The sequence below is a fragment of the Streptomyces sp. HUAS TT7 genome (assembly GCF_051550175.1).
GTDB lineage: Bacteria > Actinomycetota > Actinomycetes > Streptomycetales > Streptomycetaceae > Streptomyces.
In genome coordinates this window covers 8,597,157-8,615,917 of sequence record NZ_CP196175.1, presented here as the reverse complement: position 1 = coordinate 8,615,917, position 18,761 = coordinate 8,597,157, and the positions used below count along the sequence as shown (strand labels likewise).

At 71.5% G+C, this 18,761-nt stretch carries 15 protein-coding genes; all 15 read left to right on the top strand.

Going from position 1 to position 18,761, the window contains the following annotated elements; translation table 11 throughout:
• Positions 1-2: 2 nt before the first annotated feature.
• From ACSHXC_RS39215 to ACSHXC_RS39145, 15 genes are read left to right on the top strand one after another with little or no spacing between them, the layout of a single operon-like run.
• Complete coding sequence (locus ACSHXC_RS39215; RefSeq protein ID WP_438296100.1) at positions 3-2,183, top strand: bi-domain-containing oxidoreductase; 2,181 nt, start codon at positions 3-5, stop codon at positions 2,181-2,183.
• Positions 2,180-4,138: an alginate lyase family protein gene (locus ACSHXC_RS39210; RefSeq protein ID WP_438296099.1), complete on the top strand. Its 1,959-nt coding sequence runs from the start codon at positions 2,180-2,182 to the stop codon at positions 4,136-4,138. The genes ACSHXC_RS39215 and ACSHXC_RS39210 overlap by 4 nt, the downstream gene beginning before the upstream one ends.
• A 9-nt stretch (positions 4,139-4,147) precedes the next feature.
• Positions 4,148-5,686 carry a right-handed parallel beta-helix repeat-containing protein gene (locus ACSHXC_RS39205; RefSeq protein WP_438296098.1) on the top strand — a complete coding sequence of 513 codons (1,539 nt, stop codon included), beginning with the start codon at positions 4,148-4,150 and terminating at the stop codon, positions 5,684-5,686.
• Between the two features lies 1 nt (position 5,687).
• Positions 5,688-6,986 (top strand): O-antigen ligase domain-containing protein, encoded by a 1,299-nt coding sequence (locus ACSHXC_RS39200; RefSeq protein ID WP_438296097.1) that lies wholly within the window; start codon positions 5,688-5,690, stop codon positions 6,984-6,986.
• Positions 6,987-6,994: 8 nt separating this feature from the next.
• Positions 6,995-8,269 carry a glycosyltransferase gene (locus ACSHXC_RS39195; RefSeq protein ID WP_438296096.1) on the top strand — a complete coding sequence of 425 codons (1,275 nt, stop codon included), beginning with the start codon at positions 6,995-6,997 and terminating at the stop codon, positions 8,267-8,269.
• A complete protein-coding gene (locus tag ACSHXC_RS39190; protein WP_438296095.1) occupies positions 8,266-9,540 on the top strand; it encodes a methyltransferase domain-containing protein in 1,275 nt (424 codons plus the stop codon). The genes ACSHXC_RS39195 and ACSHXC_RS39190 overlap by 4 nt, the downstream gene beginning before the upstream one ends.
• Positions 9,537-10,337 (top strand): glucose-1-phosphate cytidylyltransferase, encoded by an 801-nt coding sequence (locus ACSHXC_RS39185; protein ID WP_438296094.1) that lies wholly within the window; start codon positions 9,537-9,539, stop codon positions 10,335-10,337. The genes ACSHXC_RS39190 and ACSHXC_RS39185 overlap by 4 nt, the downstream gene beginning before the upstream one ends.
• Entirely contained in the window at positions 10,334-10,978 is a 645-nt protein-coding gene (locus tag ACSHXC_RS39180; RefSeq protein ID WP_438296093.1) for a PIG-L deacetylase family protein, read from the top strand. Before ACSHXC_RS39185 ends, ACSHXC_RS39180 begins: the two co-directional genes overlap by 4 nt.
• Before the next feature lie 4 nt (positions 10,979-10,982).
• Positions 10,983-12,047 carry an NAD-dependent epimerase/dehydratase family protein gene (locus tag ACSHXC_RS39175; protein ID WP_438296092.1) on the top strand — a complete coding sequence of 355 codons (1,065 nt, stop codon included), beginning with the start codon at positions 10,983-10,985 and terminating at the stop codon, positions 12,045-12,047.
• Positions 12,048-12,067: 20 nt separating this feature from the next.
• Positions 12,068-13,366 (top strand): DUF4910 domain-containing protein, encoded by a 1,299-nt coding sequence (locus tag ACSHXC_RS39170; RefSeq protein WP_438297075.1) that lies wholly within the window; start codon positions 12,068-12,070, stop codon positions 13,364-13,366.
• Complete coding sequence (locus tag ACSHXC_RS39165; protein WP_438296091.1) at positions 13,363-14,682, top strand: hypothetical protein; 1,320 nt, start codon at positions 13,363-13,365, stop codon at positions 14,680-14,682. The genes ACSHXC_RS39170 and ACSHXC_RS39165 overlap by 4 nt, the downstream gene beginning before the upstream one ends.
• Positions 14,679-15,626, top strand: a complete 948-nt coding sequence (locus tag ACSHXC_RS39160) for a glycosyltransferase family 2 protein (protein WP_438296090.1) — start codon at positions 14,679-14,681, stop codon at positions 15,624-15,626. The genes ACSHXC_RS39165 and ACSHXC_RS39160 overlap by 4 nt, the downstream gene beginning before the upstream one ends.
• Positions 15,623-16,864 (top strand): polysaccharide pyruvyl transferase family protein, encoded by a 1,242-nt coding sequence (locus ACSHXC_RS39155; protein ID WP_438296089.1) that lies wholly within the window; start codon positions 15,623-15,625, stop codon positions 16,862-16,864. Before ACSHXC_RS39160 ends, ACSHXC_RS39155 begins: the two co-directional genes overlap by 4 nt.
• Entirely contained in the window at positions 16,861-17,424 is a 564-nt protein-coding gene (gene rfbC / locus ACSHXC_RS39150) for a dTDP-4-dehydrorhamnose 3,5-epimerase (RefSeq protein ID WP_438296088.1), read from the top strand. Before ACSHXC_RS39155 ends, rfbC begins: the two co-directional genes overlap by 4 nt.
• Before the next feature lie 7 nt (positions 17,425-17,431).
• Positions 17,432-18,757, top strand: a complete 1,326-nt coding sequence (locus tag ACSHXC_RS39145) for a glutamate-1-semialdehyde 2,1-aminomutase (RefSeq protein WP_438296087.1) — start codon at positions 17,432-17,434, stop codon at positions 18,755-18,757.
• The last annotated feature ends 4 nt before the right edge of the window (positions 18,758-18,761 follow it).

The window sequence follows — 18,761 nt, the reverse complement described above, 5'->3', positions numbered from 1 at the left end:
GGGTGAAACAGGTCGTGCAGAACTACAAGAGCGGCGAGCTGGCGGTGCTCGACGTGCCGGTACCGGGGTGCAAGCCGGGCGGTGTCCTGGTCCGGACCGCCTACTCGTTGATATCCACCGGAACCGAGCTCATGAAGGTGTCCGAGGCCGGCATGTCGATGCTGGGCAAGGCCCGCTCCCGGCCGGACCAGGTGGCCAAGGTCATGCAGAGCGTGGCCACCAACGGAGTGCCCGCCACCTACCGCAAGGTGATGGGCAAGCTGGACTCGTACACACCGCTCGGCTATTCGCTGTGCGGGGTGGTCGAGCAGGTCGGCTCGGGGATCGACGACGTGAAGGTCGGCGACCTGGTGGCCTGCGCCGGCAATGAGCACGCGTTGCACGCCGAGCTGAACTGGGTGCCGAAGAACCTCTACACCCCTGTACCGGACGGCCTCGCGCCGCGGCACGCGGCCTTCGCCACCGTCGGGTCGATCGCGATGCAGGGCGTCCGCCAAGGCGAGCCGCAGCTCGGCGAGGTGGCGCTTGTCATCGGCCTCGGACTGATCGGGCAGCTGGTGCTGCAACTCCTCTCCGCCTCGGGGGTCCGCGTCGTCGGGGTCGACCCCGACCCGGTGCGCTGCGAGCTCGCCGAACGCCTGGGCGCCGCGGCCTGCGGCGACCCCGCGTCCGCGGCCGTGGAGGCCGCCGTCGCCGAACTCACCGCCGGTCACGGCGTGGACCAGGTGTTCCTGGCCGCCGGCGGCGGCAGCAACCAGCCCGTCGAGCTGGCCGCCCGTCTCTGCCGGGACCGCGGCCGGGTCGTCGACATCGGCAAGTGCCGCCTGGACCTGCCGTGGAACGCGTACTACGAGAAGGAGCTCGACGTCCGGTTCTCCCGCTCGTACGGCCCTGGGCGCTACGACCCGGCGTACGAGCTCGACGGACGGGACTACCCGATCGGCTACGTCCGCTGGACGGAGCGCCGCAACCTGGCGTGCTTCCTCGATCTCCTCGCTCGCGGCAGCGTCGACGTGGAGCCCTTGGTCTCCCACATCGCCGACTTCGATGACGCAGTCGAGACATACCAGCGCCTGAAGGACGGTGGCCTCAAAGCCGTGGCGGTGCTGTTCCGGTACCCCGACCACAAGGGGGAAGCGGAAGCCCCGGCGGTGGCAGTGCCCGCGGTGCGACGCGGCGGCGGGGCTCCCGCCCCGGCCCGGGCCGCCAAGTCGCCGGTGCGGCTCGCGTTCGTCGGCGCGGGAAACTACGCGACGTCGATGCTGCTGCCGCACCTGGCACAGCGCGACGGCGTCGAGCTGTCGACCGTCGTCACCACGACGGCGCTGTCCGCGGCCAACGCGCAGCGGAAGTTCGGCTTCGCCGAGGCGACCACCGATCTCGACGCCGTGCTCGGCGACACGTCCATCGACGCGGTTTGCGTGGTCACCCGCCACAGCTCGCACGCCGAACTGACCCGCAGAGCGCTGCTTGCCGGCAAGACGGTGTTCGTGGAGAAGCCCCTTGCCCTCACCGAGGAGGAGCTGACCGGCGTACTCGCGGCAGTGGAGGAATCCGGCAACGACCGGCTGCAGGTGGGCTTCAACCGCCGCTTCGCGCCGCTGCTGCGGGAGGCCAAGGAGCGGTTCAGCACCCGGACCGGTCCGGCGAGCCTGCGCTACCTGGTCAACGCGGGCCGCCTGCAGCACGGCAGTTGGTACCTCCGGCAGGGCAGTGAGGGCTCGCGGTTCGCCGGCGAGGGCGGGCACTTCATCGATACGGCGAGCTGGCTGCTCGGATCCGACCCGGTCTCGGTGTACGCGGTCGCCACGCCAGGCAACGAGGACCTGCAGGTCGTGCTGCGCTACCCGGACGGGTCGACCGCCACCATCAGCTACGTCACCACCGGCGCGGCCGGCTTCCCCAAGGAGACGCTCGACCTCGTCGCGGACGGCAGGGTGCTGCGGTTCGACGACTTCGTCCGTGCCTCGGTGTACGGGCCCAGGAAGTGGGTCAGTTCGCGGCTGCCCAAGGCCAGGGACAAGGGACAGAACGCCGAGCTGGCCGCGTTCATCAAGGCCGTGCGGACCGGCGGGCCGATGCCGGTGCCGCTGGAGTCCCTTGCCACCACCACGTCGGCCACCCTCGCCGTGCAGGGCTCCCTGGCCGGCGGCGCGCCGGTGACGTTGGTGAGGGCTCGATGACCATGAGCGCGGGCTGGTACCTGCGACGCCTTTCCCGGATGGGGCCGCGGGAGGTCGGCAGCCGGGTGGGGGACGCGGTGCGCAGACGGCGGTGGCGGTCGTCGGTGCCCGACTGCCCGCGCGTGAGCGGCGCCCGGTTCACCGCGGTACTGCCCGCCGGGACGCTCGCCGCGATACCCCCGGACGCCGCGAAACGTCTCGTCGCCGAGGCGGACCGGCTGATGTACGGGCACGCCGAGTACTTCGGGGTGGTCCGCGACGACCTGGCCGACCCGGACTGGTGGTGCGACCCGAAGACCGGGCGCCGGGCTCCGGCCGGTTACGCCTTCGACGTGCCGTACCGCAGCGAAGACGAGGTCGGGGACATCAAACAGATCTGGGAGCTGTCCCGGCACCAGTACCTCACCGTGCTCGCCGCCGCCTACGCGGTCACCGGGGACGAGCGGTACGCCGAGCGCGTGGCCGAGCACCTGAGGTCCTGGTGGGCGGCCAACCCGCCGCTGCGCGGAGTGCACTGGATCAGCGGCATCGAGCTGGGCATCCGGCTGCTTTCCTGGGTGTGGGTCCGCCGGCTGCTCGACGGCTGGCCGGGCGCGGCCGGTCTCTTCGAGGGCAACCCGGTGGCGGTGAACCAGATCTGGCACCATCAGCGCTGGCTGGCCGCCTTCCCCAGCCGGGGGTCTTCGGCGAACAACCACGTCATCGCCGAGACCGCCGGACAGTTCGCAGCGGCCTGCTCGTTCGGATGGTTCCCCTCTTCGGCGCGTTGGCGGTTCGGCGCGCTGCGGTCACTGGAGCGGCACCTGCGCGGCAACACCTTCGCCTCCGGCCTCAACCGCGAGCTGGCCACCGAATATCACGGACTTGTGCTGGAGCTCGGTCTGGCCGCGGTGGCCGAAGCGGATGCCGCCGGCGTGCCGGTCCCCGAGTCCGTCCGGCGGGTGCTGCTGCGGATGACCGACGCGCTCGCGGCCGTCGTGGACGGCCGGTTACGGCCGCCGCGCCAGGGGGACGCGGACGACGGGCACGGTCTGGTCGTGGACGGCGCGGGCACCGACCGCTGGGGCTCGCTCCTGGCCACCGGTGACGCGGTGTTCGGCCGGCTCGACTGGTGGCCGGAGGTGGCCGGCACCGATGTACGCACCCCGCTCCTTGCCGCGCTGATCCGCCCGTACCCGAAAGATGGAACCGCACTGTCCGTCGCCCGCCCGGCCAGCCGGCCGGCTCATTTCGCCGACGCGGGCATGACCATCCTGCGCGGTCCGGGGGAGATCTGGTGCCGCTGCGACGGCGGTCCGCACGGCTTCCTGTCCATCGCCGCGCATGCCCACGCGGACGCGCTGTCCGTGGAGGTCCGGCACGACGGGGTCGACGTGCTCGCCGACCCGGGGACGTTCTGCTACCACGGGCAGCCCGAATGGCGGCAGTACTTCCGGTCGACCCTCGGCCACAACACCCTGCGGCTGGACGGCGGTGACCAGTCCGTCTCCGGCGGCCCGTTCCTGTGGACCCGGCAGGCCCGCAGCCGCGTTCTGGTCGCGGACACGTCCGGCGAGCAGGTGGCCCGCTGGTGTGCCGAGCACGACGGCTACCAGCCCTCCGTGCACCGCCGCCAGGTGGAGCTGACTGCCGCGAGTCAGGAGTTGCGGGTGGTCGACGAGGTGCGCGGCCCGCGCCGGGCGGTGCAGCTGGCGTTCCATCTCGGCCCGGCGATCGACGCGGACCTCGTGGAGAACCGGGCAGTGCTCACCTGGACCCGGGACGGCGAGGACCGCTCCGCGGTGCTCGACCTGCCCGGGCAGTTGTGCTGGCGGGCGCACCGCGGCGAGACGGACCCTCCGCTGGGCTGGTACTCCCCCGGCTTCGGGCGCAAGGAACCCACCACCACGCTGGTCGGCACCGGCTTCGCCGACGGCGCGCAGGGGTTCACCACCGTGCTCAAGTTCCGCGGCTAGGGGGGGCGCGTGGGGATCAAAAGGCGGCACTGGGCGTCGACGGCGGCACCTCTGGCGCTGGCCCTGCTGGCGGCGACCGGCTGTACGAGCACGTCGGACGCCCCGGCGGAGCCGTCCGGTACGCCCTCCGCGTCCGGTGTGCCCGCCACGTCCGTGGCCCGGGTGTGCGCCAAGCCGGCGGCCGGGCCGGCGAACGCGCCGGCCGGAGCGGTGACGGTCGACCCCGCGGTGGTCGGCGACCTGGCCGCGAAGACCAAGAGCAGCCCCCCGAACACCACGTTCTGGCTCCGCCCGGGCAAGCACACCCTCGAACCGGACCGCTACGCCCAGGTCATCCCCAAGGAGGGGGACAGCTACCTCGGCGCGCCGGGCGCGGTGCTCGACGGCCGGAAGACCAACCAGTACGCGTTCGGCGGCGCCGCCCGCAACGTCACCATCCGCTACCTGACCGTCCAGGGATTCGTCGCGCCGCAGGACGAGGGCGTGGTCAACCACGAATCGGCCGACGGGTGGGTGATCGAGCACGCGACGATCCAGAACAACTCCGGCGCCGGACTGATGGCCGGTGCCCGACAGCAGGTCCGCGCCAGTTGCCTGCGCGGCAACGGCCAGTACGGCATGAACGCGTACAAGGCCGGTGCCCCCCTCACGGGCCTGGTGGTCGAGGGCAACGAGATCGCGGCCAACAACACCGACGACTGGGAGCGGCGGAAGCCGGGCTGCGGCTGCACCGGGGGCGTCAAGTTCTGGGCCGTCAACGGCGCCGATGTACGGGGCAATTGGGTGCACGACAACCACGGAACCGGATTGTGGGCGGACACCAACAACAACGACTTCCTCATCGAGAACAACGTGCTTGAGGCCAACGACGGTGCCGCGCTGATCTACGAGACCAGCTACAACGCGGTCGTCCGGAACAACACGATCCTGCGGAACAACTGGGTCGAGGGCCGCAAGTACGCCGACCGCGGCGACACCTTCCCTTATCCGACCGTCTACGTGTCGGAGTCCGGCGGCGAGCCACGGGTGAAAGCCCGCACGGACAAGATCGAGATCTCCCGGAACGTGCTGGAGAACAACTGGTCCGGCATCACCCTGTGGGAGAACGCCGACCGGTTCTGCAACAGCCCGGCCAACACCTCGTCCGGCGACTGCACGCTCCTGGTGCCGAAGCCCGACCGGTGCGCGAAGCCCTCGATCGCCGCCGCACCGCTGTACACCGACTGCCGGTGGAAGACCCAGCGGGTGGACATCCACGACAACCGCTTCGTCCTTGACACGTCCGTCGTCAAGTGCACGGAGAAGTGCGACCGCATGGCATTGCTGGCCAACTACGGCACCTACCCCGACTGGTCGCCGTACCAGGGCGAACGGGTGGCCGAGGCGGTCACGCTCAAGCAGAACAACCGCTGGCGCGACAACGTCTACGTCGGACCGTGGAAATTCGTCGCCCACGACCCGAGCCGGGTGCTCGACTTCGGGCAGTGGCAGGCCACGCCGTACCAGCAGGACGCGGGCAGCACCCTCGCCCCGCGGGCCGGTGGTTGAGATGGGCGGGAACCTGACGTCCGGTGGGCCGCCGGGCGGGCCGGACACGGCGGGCGCGCGGCTCGGCGCCGAACCGCACCCGGCCGGCACACCGAGGACCGTAGGCGTCGTCTGGGGGTTGCTGGTCCTCAACACGCTCGGCTCCGCCGGGGCGCAGACCATCGTCCCGCTGCCCCGCTCCCTCATCCAGTTGGTCACCATGGGCTCACTGGTCGGTGCGTTCGCTCTGGCGCTCGCCCTCAATCTCCGGGTGCGCATCCAAGCCGGCGCCTTCCTGTTCCTGCTCACCCTGCTGCTGGTGCCGAGCGTGATCTCCAGTGCGCACCTGGAGTCCGGGTTCGGCGCGCTGTTCCGGTGCACGCGCCTTGCCCTGTTCGTCGGCACGCTGTGGCTGCTCAGCCGCTGGTGGGACGGCGGCCTGACGTTCGTCCGGCACCACATCCGGATGTACTTCGCGGTGCTCGCGTCGGTGGCCGCCGGCTTGGTCGTCTCACCGGGCGCGGCGATGCCGGGCCTCTACGGCGGGCGCCTTGTCGGCGCGTTGTGGCCGCTCACGCCGCCGCAGATCGGACAGTACGCCGCGGTGATCATCGGGCTCGCCGTGCTGCTCGTCCTGGGCCGCCGGACCGACAGGGCCAGCGCGGCGGTGGTCATCGTGCCGTCCTTGGTCCTGCTCGCGTTGACCCATACCCGGACGGCCACGCTCGGCCTGTTCATCGGGCTGGCGTTGGCGATCGGCTCACTCGTCCTGACCAGCGCCGCGGCCCGCCGGTTCTTCACCTGGACGGTGCTGTGCGCCGCCGTGGCCGCGGTGGGCTTCAACTCCGCGTTGCAGGCGTGGTTCCTGCGCGGGCAGAGCCAGGAGAACTTCTCCAGCCTCACCGGTCGGGAAAAAGTCTGGGACGCCCTCCTCTCAGCCCCTCGGACGACCTCGGAGCAGCTGTTCGGCGTGGGCCTGGGCGACAAGTCGTTCGGCGGGCTGCCGATCGACAACAGCTGGCTGGCCGTCTACAACGAGCAAGGTCTGACCGGCATCGGGCTGGTAGCGGCGATCTTCATCGTCCTTGCCGGCGTCGCGTTGCTGCGGCCGCCGTCGCTGTCGAGGGCCTGTGCGATCTTCCTGATCAGTTACTGCGCGATCGCGTCGTACACCGAGGCCGGCCTCGGTGACGCCTCGCCGTATCTGCTGCATCTGGCCGTGGCCGTCTCGCTCCTCGCGGCACCCGCCGCGGCCACTCCCCTGTCGACGTCCGGGGCCCCTCCGCGGCATCTCCCGCGCTGGGCCAAGGATCGGAGGTGACCTCAAGCATGCACATCCTCGTAGTGCACAACCGCTACTCCTCGGCGCAGCCGAGCGGGGAGAACAAGGTCGTCGGCCAGGAGGCCGAGCTGCTGCGCGCGGCAGGCCACCGGGTCGAGGTGTTCGAGCGGCGCAGCGACGACATCGCCGCCCGGTCACTGCCGGGCAAGGCGGCGGTGCCGCTGCTCGTGCCGTGGAACCCGGCGGTCCGCAGGGAACTCGCCGCCCGCCTTCGCACCGAGCGGCCGGATGTAGTGCACATCCACAACGTCTTCCCGCTCCTGTCGCCCGCGGTCCTCGCCGCCTGCGCCGACGCCGACGTGCCCGCCGTCGCCACACTGCACAACTACACCCAGATCTGTCCGCCCGGCACGCTGCAGCGGGACGGCCGGCCGTGCACCGAGTGCGTCGGGTCGGCGCCACTGCCCGCCGTCCGGCACGGCTGCTACCGGAACTCCCGGCTTGCGACGGTGCCGCTCGCGGTCAGCCTGTCGGTCAATCGGCGGCGGTGGTGGTCCGGCGTGGAGCGGTTCTTCTGCATTTCCGCGGCGCAGCGCGACGTCCTGGTGCGGGCGGGCATGCCGGCCGAGCGGCTCGCAGTCAAGCACAACTTCGTGCCGGAGCCCGGCACTTGCCGAACGGCCGACGGCGAGCATGTGCTCTTTCTCGGCCGGCTCGCGGAGGCCAAGGGCGTGCGGCTGCTCATGGCCGCGTGGGACGAGATCGCGGCGGGCGGCGGTGTGGGCGTGCCGCTCGTGATCGCAGGCACGGGGCCGCTGGAACGAGAGGTGATCGCCTGGGCAGCGGGCCGGGACGACGTGCGCTACGTCGGCCTGTACGACACGGCGGAGTGCCAGAAGGCCATCGCACGGTCGGTCGCCGTGGTGGCTCCCTCGACGTGGCTGGAGGCGTTCGGCCTGGTGGTCGTGGAGGCGATGGCGGCCGGGGTCCCGGCCGTCGCCGCCGGTCACGGCGCCTTCGCCGAACTCGTCGAGGACGGAGTGACCGGGCTGCTGCACCGGCCGGGCGAGGTGGCCTCGCTCGCGTCCTGCCTGCGCCGGGTCACGGCCGAGCCGGACCGCAACCGGGAGATGGGCCGGGCGGCCCGGAGCCGTTACGAGCAGGGGTTCAGCCCGGCCGTCGGCCTCGAACGCCTGGTGGAGGGGTACCGCACCGCGATCGCGGGTCGGTCCGGCGGCGGGGAAAGCGCGCCGCCGGCAGGGAACGAAAACGCTGGCTCGTGGCGGGGCACCCGCACGAGCAGGAATGGGGGCACCAGATGACACGATGCCGACTCTGCGGCTCGGCGGCGCTGGAGAGCGTCGTCGACCTGGGGGCGACCCCGCCGTGCGAGAGCTTTCTCGCCGCGGACCAACTGGACGAGCCGGAACCTGCGTACCCGCTGCACCTGCGGGTCTGCACCGACTGCTGGCTCGCGCAGATCCCTCCGCTGATCACCCCGGAGGACACGTTCACGCAGTACGCGTACTTCTCTTCCTACTCGACCTCCTGGGTGGAGCATGCGCGCACGTTCGTCGCCGATGCCGTACGGCGGGTGGGTCTCGGTCCCGACGCCTTCGTGGTCGAAGTGGCAAGCAACGACGGGTACTTGCTGAAGCACGTGGTGGACCGGGGGATCCGCTGCCTCGGCATCGAGCCGTCGGTGAACGTCGGCGCGGCGGCGCGCGATGCGGGTGTGCCCACCCTCACGGAGTTCCTGAGCCCGGACACCGGCTCGGCCGTCCGCGCCGAGCACGGCCCGGCGGACCTGGTCGTGGCCAACAACGTGTACGCGCACATCCCCGACGTGGTCGGCTTCACCCGGGGGCTGCGCGCCCTGGTCGCCGACGACGGCTGGGTCTCCATCGAGGTGCAGCACCTGCTGACCCTGATCGAGGAGAACCAGTACGACACGATCTACCACGAGCACTTCCAGTACTACACGGTCGCGTCCGCGATCCGGGCGCTGGCCAGCGGCGGACTCACCCTCGTGGACGTCGAGCTGCTGCCCACACATGGCGGCTCCATCCGGCTCTGGGCCAGGCCGAACGAGGTCGCCGGCGAGCCGGCCGACGGGGTGTCCCCTGCTGGAGCGGAGCCGAGAGCTGGGGGAAGGGTGGCCGACGTGCTGGCCCGGGAGAAGGCCGCCGGGCTGCGGGAGCTGTCCGGGTACACCGAGTTCTCGGCCCGGGTGGCCAAGGTGCGCCGGGACCTTCTGAAGTTCCTCATCGAGACGGCCGAGCGCGGCGAGACGGTCGTCGGGTACGGCGCCCCGGGCAAGGGCAACACCCTGCTCAACCACTGCGGCATCCGGCCCGACCTGCTCCCGTACACGGTCGACCGCAACCCGTACAAGCACGGCAGGTTCACCCCGGGCACCCGCGTTCCGATCCTGCCGCCCGAGCAGATAGCCGCCGACAAGCCCGACTACGTCCTCGTCCTGCCGTGGAACCTGCGGGCCGAGCTGGTCGAGCAGTTGTCCTTCGTGCACGACTGGGGCGGCCGCCTGGTCTTTCCCATCCCGGAACTGAGCATTGTCGAGGTCAAGCCGTGAAGGTTGTTCTGTTCTGCGGCGGTTATGGGCTGCGGATGCGCAGCGGGGCGTCCGACGACGTGCCCAAGCCGATGGCGATGGTCGGCCCGCGGCCGCTGATCTGGCACGTCATGCGTTACTACGCTTACTTCGGGCACACGGAATTCATCCTGTGCCTCGGATACGGGGCCCACCACATCAAGAACTTCTTCCTCAACTACGAGGAGACGACGTCCAACGACTTCGTGCTGCGGGGCGGGAAGACCGAGCTGCTGTCCACCGACATTGCCGACTGGACGATCACATTCGCGCAGACCGGCATCGAGTCACCGATCGGGGAGCGGCTGCGCCGGGTGCGGCACCACCTGGACGGCGACGAGATGTTCCTCGCCAACTACGCCGACGTGCTCACCGACGCCCCGCTGCCGGAGATGATCGACCGGTTCGCCCGGCGCGACGCGGGTGCGTCGATGATGGTGGTGCCGCCGCAGTCGTCGTTCCACTGCGTGGAGCTGGGCGAGGACGGCCTGGTGGGGGGCATCACCGCGGTGAGCGAACTGCCGCTGTGGGAGAACGGCGGCTACTTCGTGCTCCGCCAGGAGGTCTTCGACCACATCCCTGAGAACGGGGACCTGGTCGCCGACGGATGTGCCCAACTGGCCAAGCGAGGACGGCTGGTGGCGCACAGGCACCGCGGCTTCTGGAAGCCGACCGACACGGTGAAGGAGCGGGCCGCGCTCGACGACGCGTACGCCCGGGGCGACCGCCCGTGGGCCGTGTGGGAACGGGACGGCGCGAGCTCCGGAGCGAGGGCGTGATCCGGCTCGGGGCCGGGCTGGACCGGATCGTCGCGGTAGGAGCACACTGCGACGACATCGCCATCGGCGCCGGCGGCACGCTCCTGACGGTGTGCCTCGCGCGGCCCGGTATCCGCATCGACGCGCTGGTGCTCTCCGGCGGTGGCACCGAGCGGGAGCAGGAGGAGCAGGCCGCGCTCGCCGCCTTCTGCCCGGGCGCCGAACTGCGGCTGACCGTACTCAAGTTGCCGGACGGCCGGATGCCCGCGCACTGGGAGGAGGCCAAGGCAGCGGTCGAGGAACTGCGCGAGCAGACCGAGCCGGATCTGGTCCTCGCCCCGCGCACCGATGACGCGCACCAGGACCACCGCGGCCTGGCGAAGCTGGTGACCACCGCGTTCCGCGACCACCTCGTTCTCGGCTACGAGATCGTCAAGTGGGACGGCGATCTCGGCCGTCCGGCGGCGTACCAGCCGTTGTCGACGGAGATCGCCGAACGGAAAGTGCGGCTGTTGCAGGAGCACTATCCCTCGCAGCGCCACCGGCCCTGGTACGACCGGGAAGCCTTCCTCGGCCTTGCCCGGATCCGCGGCATCGAATGCCACGCGCGCTACGCCGAGGCGTTCGCCGTCACCAAACTCACGCTCAATCTGGGGGGATGAAACCTTGCGCGTACTGCTGACCGGACACCAGGGCTACCTGGGCACCGTGATGGCCCCGGTCCTCACGGCCGCCGGGCACGAGGTCGTCGGCCTCGACTCCGGCCTGTTCGCCGACTGCGTCCTTGGCCCACCGCCCTCGGACCCGCCGGGGATTGGGGTATCCCCTGCTCAAGCGGAGCCGAGAGCTTGGGGAAGGGTGGACCTGCGCGACGTCACGGCCGACCACGTGGCCGGGTTCGACGCCGTGATCCACCTGGCCGCGCTCTCCAACGACCCGCTGGGATCGCTGGCGCCCGACCTCACGTACGACATCAATCACCACGCCTCCGTACGGCTTGCCCGGCTGGCCAAGGACGCCGGAGTGCGGCGCTTCCTGTACGCGTCCACCTGCTCCGTCTACGGCGCCGCCGGCGGCGGCGATCTGGTGACCGAGGACGCCCCGCTGCGCCCGGTGACGCCGTACGCGGAGTCCAAGGTGCGGGTGGAGGACGACCTGCACGCGCTCGCCGACGGCGACTTCAGCCCGGTGTTCATGCGCAACGCCACCGCCTTCGGCTTCTCGCCCCGGCTGCGTGCCGACATCGTGCTGAACAACCTGGTGGGCCACGCACTGCTGTCCGGCGAAGTCCTGGTGATGTCCGACGGCACGCCCTGGCGTCCGCTGGTGCACGCGGCCGACATCGCACGGGCCTTCGCGGCCGCGCTGACCGCGCCGCGCGATGCGGTGCACGACCGGGCGTTCAACATCGGCAGCGAGATCAACAACGTCACGGTCGCCGAGATCGCCGAGCAGGTCGCCGAGGCGGTGGCAGGCTCGAAGGTGGTGATCACCGGCGAGACCGGCGCCGACCCGCGCTCCTACCGGGTGGACTTCTCCCGGTACCGCGCCGCGGTGCCCGGCTTCGACTGCGAGTGGACGGTGAAGCAGGGCGCCCTCGAACTCGCCGACGCCTACCGGAAGTTCGGGCTGACCCGGGAGGACTTCGAGCGACGCTTCACCCGCCTCGCCGTGCTGCGCGCGGCGTCCGAGGCCGGTGCCGTCGACGACACCCTGCGGTGGCGCCGATGACCGCGTCCGGCGAACAGCCGATGGCCTCGGCCGGCGAGCAGATGCACGCGCTGGTGGAGCGGCTGTACCCGCTCTGCCGGAGCATCACCGGCGACGGGGTGCGCGCCACCCTGGACATCGTCGGCGAGTACGTCCCGCTGCAGGTGCACGAGGTGGCGACGGGGACGCAGGTGCTCGACTGGACGGTGCCGCAGGAGTGGAACATCCGGGACGCGTACATCGCCGACACCGCCGGCAACCGGGTCGTCGACTTCACCGCGTCCAGCCTGCACGTGCTCGGCTACAGCGTGCCGGTGTCGAGGACCATGCCGCTGGCGGAGCTGCGCCCGCACCTGCACACCCTGCCGGACCACCCGAACTGGGTGCCGTACCGCACCAGCTACTACAAACCGGAATGGGGGTTCTGCCTGGCCCAGGCGACCTTGGACGCGCTTCCGGACGGCGACTACGAGGTGCGCATCGACTCCACGCTCGCGGACGGCCACCTCACCTACGCCGAGTGCGTGATCCCGGGGCAGATCCCCGACGAGGTCATCGTCTCCTGCCACGTCTGCCACCCGTCGCTGGCCAACGACAACCTGGCAGGCATCGCGGTGGCGACGTTCCTGGCCCGCGCGCTGGCGGAGCGAACCCCGTACTACACCTACCGGTTCATCTACGCGCCCGGCACCATCGGGGCGATCACCTGGCTGGCCCGCAATGCGGAGCGGATCAATGGGGCATCGCCGAGTGCCGGGGGAAGGGTCAAGCACGGGCTCGTGCTGGCCTGCGCCGGTGACCGGGGCCAACTGACGTACAAGCAGAGCAGGCGCGGCGACGCGGAGATCGACCGGGTGATGCGGCATGTGCTGCTGGCCTCCGAACGCCCGCACCGGGTCACCGAGTTCACTCCATACGGCTACGACGAGCGGCAGTACTGCTCCCCCGGGTTCGACCTCGGCGTGGGCTCGCTCAGCCGCACCCCGTACGCCGGCTACGCCGAGTACCACACCTCGGCCGACAACCCGGGCTTCGTCTCCCCGGAGGCGATGGCGGACACCCTTGCGGTGTGCCGCGAGGCGTTCGCCGTCCTCGACCGCAACCTGCGGTACGTCAACCTCAGCCCCTACGGCGAACCGCAGCTGGGCCGACGCGGGCTGTACGACTCGCTCGGGGGCCGCAGCGATGCGAAGCAGGCCCAGATGGCCATGCTCTGGGTGCTCAGCCTCTCCGACGGCGAGCACAGTCTCCTTGACGTCGCCGAGCGGTCCGGGCTGCCGTTCGACACCGTCGCCGTCGCGGCCGACGCCCTGCGCGGCGCCGGGCTGATCAAGGCATGACGCCGATGACCACCAAGGGGGGAAGGACGACGACAGCGGCGGCCCCGGCCCGACACGCCCGGCGGACCGCCAAGCGGGCCGTCCTCGGCCGGCTGTCCTGGGGCCTTGCCGACCAAGCGGCCTCCAGCTTGTCCAACTTCGTGGTGGGCATCTACGTCGCCCGCTCGCTGGGACTGACCGCGTTCGGCGTGTTCAGCCTGGCCTGGGTGACCTACGGCGTGGTGCTCAGCGTCTCCCGCGGCCTGGCAACCGACCCTCTCGTGGTGCGCTTCAGCGGCGTGCCGGACTGGTCCTGGCGCAGGGCGGTGGCCCGGTCGTCGGGCACCGCGCTCGGCGTCGGCTGTGCCGTCGGGGCGGCATGTGTGGTGGTCGGCCTCGCTCTCGGCGGGCGTGTGGGGCCCGCGTTCGCCTGCCTCGGCTTCATGCTGCCGGGGCTGCTGCTGCAGGACGCCTGGCGGTACGCGTTCTTCGCCGCCGGCACCGGGCGCAAGGCCTTCGTCAACGACATCGTGTGGGGCATCGCGCTCGTCCCTGCCATGGTGGTGGCGGCCCGCGTGGGCAGCGTGGCCGCTTTCGTGCTCGCCTGGGGCGCGTCCGCCGCGGTGGCCGCGGCGTACGGCTGCGTCCAGTCCGGCATCCGGCCCCGGATGACCGGAGCGCGCGAGTGGCTCCGCGAACACCGCGACCTCGGCTACCGCTACCTGGTCGAGAACGTCGGCGTCAGCGGCGCCGGCCAGCTGCGGGCGTACGGGCTCGGCGCGATCGTCGGGGTCAGCGCGGTGGGCGTGGTGCGGGGCGCCGAGCTCCTGCTCGGCCCCTTCATGGCCGTGCTGATGGGCCTTTCACTGGTCACCGTCGCAGAAGCGGCCCGGGTACTGCGCCGCACCCCGCACCGCCTCGGCGTCTTCTGTCTCGTCCTCGGCGGCGTGCAGGCCGTCGCCGCGCTGCTGTGGGGCGCGGCGCTGCTGCTGATGCCGGACCGGCTCGGCAAGCTCGTCCTCGGCGACGTCTGGAGCTCCGCCTCGACGCTCATCGTGCCGGTCACGCTCGGCGTGGCGGGCGCAGGCCTGGGCACCGGCGCGGCGGCCGGGCTCCGCGCGCTCGCCGCGGCCCGGCGCAGCCTGCGCTGCCAGATGTTCGCCTCCGCCTTCTATGTCGGCGGCGGGCTCGGCGGAGCGGCCGTGGCCGGCACGGTCGGCTCGGCCTGGGGCGTCGCCGCCGCGACCGTCTGCGGCTCGGCCGTGTGGTGGCTGCAGCTGCGGTCCGCCCTGCGCGAGCACCACCGCACCCCCATCCGCGAAGCGAGGACACCATGACCGCCCTTCCCCGGTTGAGCATCGGCCTGCCCGTGTACAACGGCGAGGAGTACCTTGCCGAGTCCCTCGACGCCCTGCTCGGCCAGACCTACGAGGACTTCGAGCTGGTCATCTCCGACAACGCCTCGACCGACGGGACTCAGGTCGTCTGCCGCTGGTACGCAGCGCGCGACTCCCGCATCCGGTACCTCCGGCTGCCCCGGAACATCGGCGCCGCGCCGAACCACAACTACGTGTTCACCGAGTGCCGCGGCGAGCTGTTCAAGTGGGCCTCGCACGACGACCTGTACGCCCGGGACCTGCTGCGCCGCTGCGTGGAGGCCCTCGACGAGCGGCCGGACGTGGTCCTCGCCCACTCCGGTCAGGCAGTCATCGACGGCGAAGGACAGGTGAAGGTCCCGTACGAGTACAAGATCGCCACCGACTCGCCGCACGCGCCGGAGCGCTTCCGCAGTTTCCTGTTCGAGCCCGGTGGTGACGACTTCTACGGGGTGATGCGGGCCGACATGCTGCGCCGGGTGAGGCCGCACGACAGCTATCACCACGCGGACCGCACGTTCGTCGCCGAGATCGTCCTGCACGGGCCCTTCCACCAAGTGCCGGAGCTGCTGTACTTCCGCCGCGACCATCCCACCCGTGCCGAGCGGGCGAACCCCGGCAAGCGCTCCCGGTGCGTGAACCTGGACCCGCGCCGGGCAGGCCTGCTGCACCCGACGCCCCGGCTGCTCGCCGAGTACGTCTGGGGCTTCGCCTCCGCGATCCGGCGGGCGCCGTTGTCCCCGGCCGACCGGCGCGCGTGCTACCGACACCTGGCCGCATGGATGACCAGCCGGGTCCGGCCGGGCGCCGGCGAGCGGGTCGAGGACCGCGCCCCGGTCGACCCCGCCCGGATCACCGTCTCCGTCGACGCCCTCGTCGCCGGACGTGAGGGGAGGCAGGCATGATGTCCGCAGACGGAACTCCGGTGCGCGTCGGGGTGTTCGGCCTGCTCGGCTCCGGCAACCTCGGCAACGACGGGTCGCTGGAAGCCGTACTCGGCTACCTCCGCGCCGAGCACCCGGAGGCGGTCGTGGACGCGCTGTGCGGCGGACCCGAGGTCGTCGCCACGCGGTACCGGATCCCCGCGACGCGGCTGCACTGGTACCGCGGGGAGTACCGGACCGCGTCGCGTGCGGGCGCGATCGCGGCGAAGGGCCTGGGCAAACTCGTCGACGCCGTCCGCACCGCCTCCTGGGTGCGCAGGCACGACGTGGTGATCGTGCCGGGCATGGGCGTCCTGGAGGCCACTCTGCCGCTCCGGCCGTGGGGCTTCCCGTACGCGCTGTTCCTGCTCTGCGCATCCGGCCGGCTGTTCGGCACCCGGGTCGCGCTGGTCGGCGTCGGCGCCGCTCCGATCGGCAAGCGGCCGACCCGGGCCCTGGTGCGCTGGTCGGCGCGGCTTGCCACGTACCGGTCCTACCGGGACGACCTGTCCCGCGACGCGATGCGCGAGATGGGCGTGGACACCGCGCGCGACGGGGTCTACCCGGACCTCGCCTTCGCCCTGCCGACGCCGCGGACGGGCACGCCCTCGGATCCGCAGGGCCGGCCGGGTCCGGTCTGCGTCGGCGTCATGGACTTCCACGGCAGTGACGACGACCGTGCCCGGGCCGAGGAGATCCACCGGCGCTACCTCGACGGCACAACTCGCTTTGTCCGCTCACTCGTTGAGGACGGCAGGCCGGTCCGGTTGCTCACCGGCGACGAGTGCGACGCGCCGGTGGTCGCCGCCATCCTCGACGCGGTGGACTCGCCGCTGGTCACCGCTGCCGGGGCAGCCTCGCTCGCCGACCTCATGAAGGAGATGGCGGCCGCCGACACCGTAGTGGCGACCCGCTACCACAACCTCGTCTGCGCGCTGAAGGCCGGCGTGCCGACCCTCGCACTCAGCTATGCGGCGAAGAGCGATGCGCTCATGGCTCGGATGGGCCTTGCCGCGTACTGCCACCCGGCTCGCGAGGTCGACGCCGACCGGCTGCTGGAGCAGTTCCGGGCGCTGGAGCAGCGATCGTCGGAGCTGCGGCGGACGCTCACCGAGCGGAACCTGGTCACCGTCCGGCAACTCGACCACCAGTTCACCGCGTTGACCTCGGCCCTGTTCCCGGCGGCCGACCACGCCCACGCCATGCAGGAGTCACCATGAAAGTGATCGAAGTCCCGGCGATCGACGGGGCGTTCCTGTTCCAGCCGACGCCGTACGCCGACGAGCGCGGCTTCTTCTGCCGCACGTTCGACGCCGACGTGGTGCGCTCGGTGGGCCTCGACCCGGACGCCTTCGTCCAGGACAGCGTGTCCCGCTCGGTCCGGGGCGTACTGCGCGGCCTGCACCTGCGCTCCGGCACCGGCGAGGCCAAGCTGGTGCGGTGCTCGTACGGGAAGATCTTCGACGTCGTCGTGGACCTGCGAACGGACTCGTCGACCTACCGCAACGTGGCCTCCTTCGAGCTCACCGGCGACACGCAGGCGACCCTGTACATCCCGGCGGGGTGCGCGCACGGCTTCCAGGCGCTCACCGAAACCGCCGACACCTCCTACCGGATCGACCGCCCGCACGATCCGGCCGAGGACGTGACGATCGCCTTCGACGACCCGGAGCTCGCCATTCCCTGGCCGCTGCCGGTCACATCGATGTCCCGGCGGGACCGGGAGGCACCAAGCCTCGCCGAGGCCCTGAAGCACGTCCTCAAGCACAAGGAAGGGTGAAGTCGGCTTGGACACCGAAGAGTTCCCGCTGCCCCGGTCGCGGCAGGCCAACGAGCGGCTGCACGCCCTGATCCCCGGCGGCGCGCACACCTACGCAAAGGGAGACGACCAGTACCCCGAGAACCTGGCCCCGGTCATCAGCCACGGCCGCGGTGCCCACGTGTGGGACGTCGACGACAACCGCTACATCGAGTACGGCTCCGGACTGCGGTCGGTCAGCCTCGGCCACGCCCACCCCCGCGTGATCGAGGCGGTGCGGCGGGAGCTGGACCGCGGCAGCAACTTCGTCCGGCCGTCCATCGTGGAACTCGCCGCCGCGGAACGCTTCCTGGCCACGGTGCCCACCGCCGAGATGGTGAAGTTCGCGAAGAACGGCTCCGACGTCACCACCGCCGCGGTGCGCCTCGCCCGCGCCGTCACCGGGCGCCCGCGCGTGGCCATCTGCGGCGATCAACCGTTCTTCTCCGTCGACGACTGGTTCATCGGTACGACGCCGATGTCCGCCGGCATTCCGGCGGAGACCACCGAGCTCACCGTGGCCTTCCCTTATGGGGACTTGGCCGCCACGGACGAACTGCTCACCCGGTACCAGGACGAGGTCGCCTGCCTGATCCTCGAACCCGCCTCTCACACCGAGCCCCCGCCCGGGTACCTCGCGGGCCTGCGCGAACTGGCCGACCGGCACGGCTGTGTGCTGATCTTCGACGAGATGATCACCGGCCTGCGCTGGTCCGAGGCGGGCGCCCAGGGCCTGTACGGCGTCGTCCCCGACCTCTCCACCTTCGGCAAGGCACTGGGCAACGGGTTCGCCGTCTCCGCGCTGGCCGGGCGCCGCGAGCTGATGGAGCGGGGCGGGCTGCGGCACCCCGGCGACCGGGTGTTCCTGCTGTCCACCACACACGGGGCGGAAACGCACTCGCTGGCCGCCGCGATGGCGGTGCTCTCCACTTACGTCGAGGAGGGCGTCACCGCCCGCCTGCACGCCCTCGGCGAGCGGTTGGCCGCCGGTGTCCGGGAGGCCGCGGCCGCCATGGGCGTCGGCGACCACATCGTCGTCCGGGGCCGGGCCAGCAACCTGGTCTTCGCCACCCTCGACGAGAACCGGGAGCCGTCGCAGCAGTACCGCACCCTGTTCCTGCGCCGGCTGCTCGCGGGCGGAGTGCTGGCCCCGTCGTTCGTGGTGAGCAGCGCGCTCAGCGACACCGACATCGACCACACCGTCGACGCGGTGGCCCAGGCGTGTGCGGTGTACCGGAAGGCACTCGACTCCGGTGACCCCACCCCCTGGCTGGCCGGGCGGCCGGTGAAGCCCGTGTTCCGCCGCCGGGTGTGACGTG

What these genes read in the sequence shown, in the direction of transcription:
- ACSHXC_RS39165 (WP_438296091.1), top strand. Translation starts at nt 13,363, where the DNA reads ATGACGCCGATGACCACCAAGGGGGGAAGGACGACGACAGCGGCGGCC.
- ACSHXC_RS39190 (WP_438296095.1), top strand. Translation starts at nt 8,266, where the DNA reads ATGACACGATGCCGACTCTGCGGCTCGGCGGCGCTGGAGAGCGTCGTC.
- ACSHXC_RS39210 (WP_438296099.1), top strand. Translation starts at nt 2,180, where the DNA reads ATGACCATGAGCGCGGGCTGGTACCTGCGACGCCTTTCCCGGATGGGG.
- ACSHXC_RS39160 (WP_438296090.1), top strand. Translation starts at nt 14,679, where the DNA reads ATGACCGCCCTTCCCCGGTTGAGCATCGGCCTGCCCGTGTACAACGGC.
- ACSHXC_RS39200 (WP_438296097.1), top strand. Translation starts at nt 5,688, where the DNA reads ATGGGCGGGAACCTGACGTCCGGTGGGCCGCCGGGCGGGCCGGACACG.
- ACSHXC_RS39155 (WP_438296089.1), top strand. Translation starts at nt 15,623, where the DNA reads ATGATGTCCGCAGACGGAACTCCGGTGCGCGTCGGGGTGTTCGGCCTG.
- ACSHXC_RS39195 (WP_438296096.1), top strand. Translation starts at nt 6,995, where the DNA reads ATGCACATCCTCGTAGTGCACAACCGCTACTCCTCGGCGCAGCCGAGC.
- ACSHXC_RS39170 (WP_438297075.1), top strand. Translation starts at nt 12,068, where the DNA reads ATGGCCTCGGCCGGCGAGCAGATGCACGCGCTGGTGGAGCGGCTGTAC.
- rfbC (WP_438296088.1), top strand. Translation starts at nt 16,861, where the DNA reads ATGAAAGTGATCGAAGTCCCGGCGATCGACGGGGCGTTCCTGTTCCAG.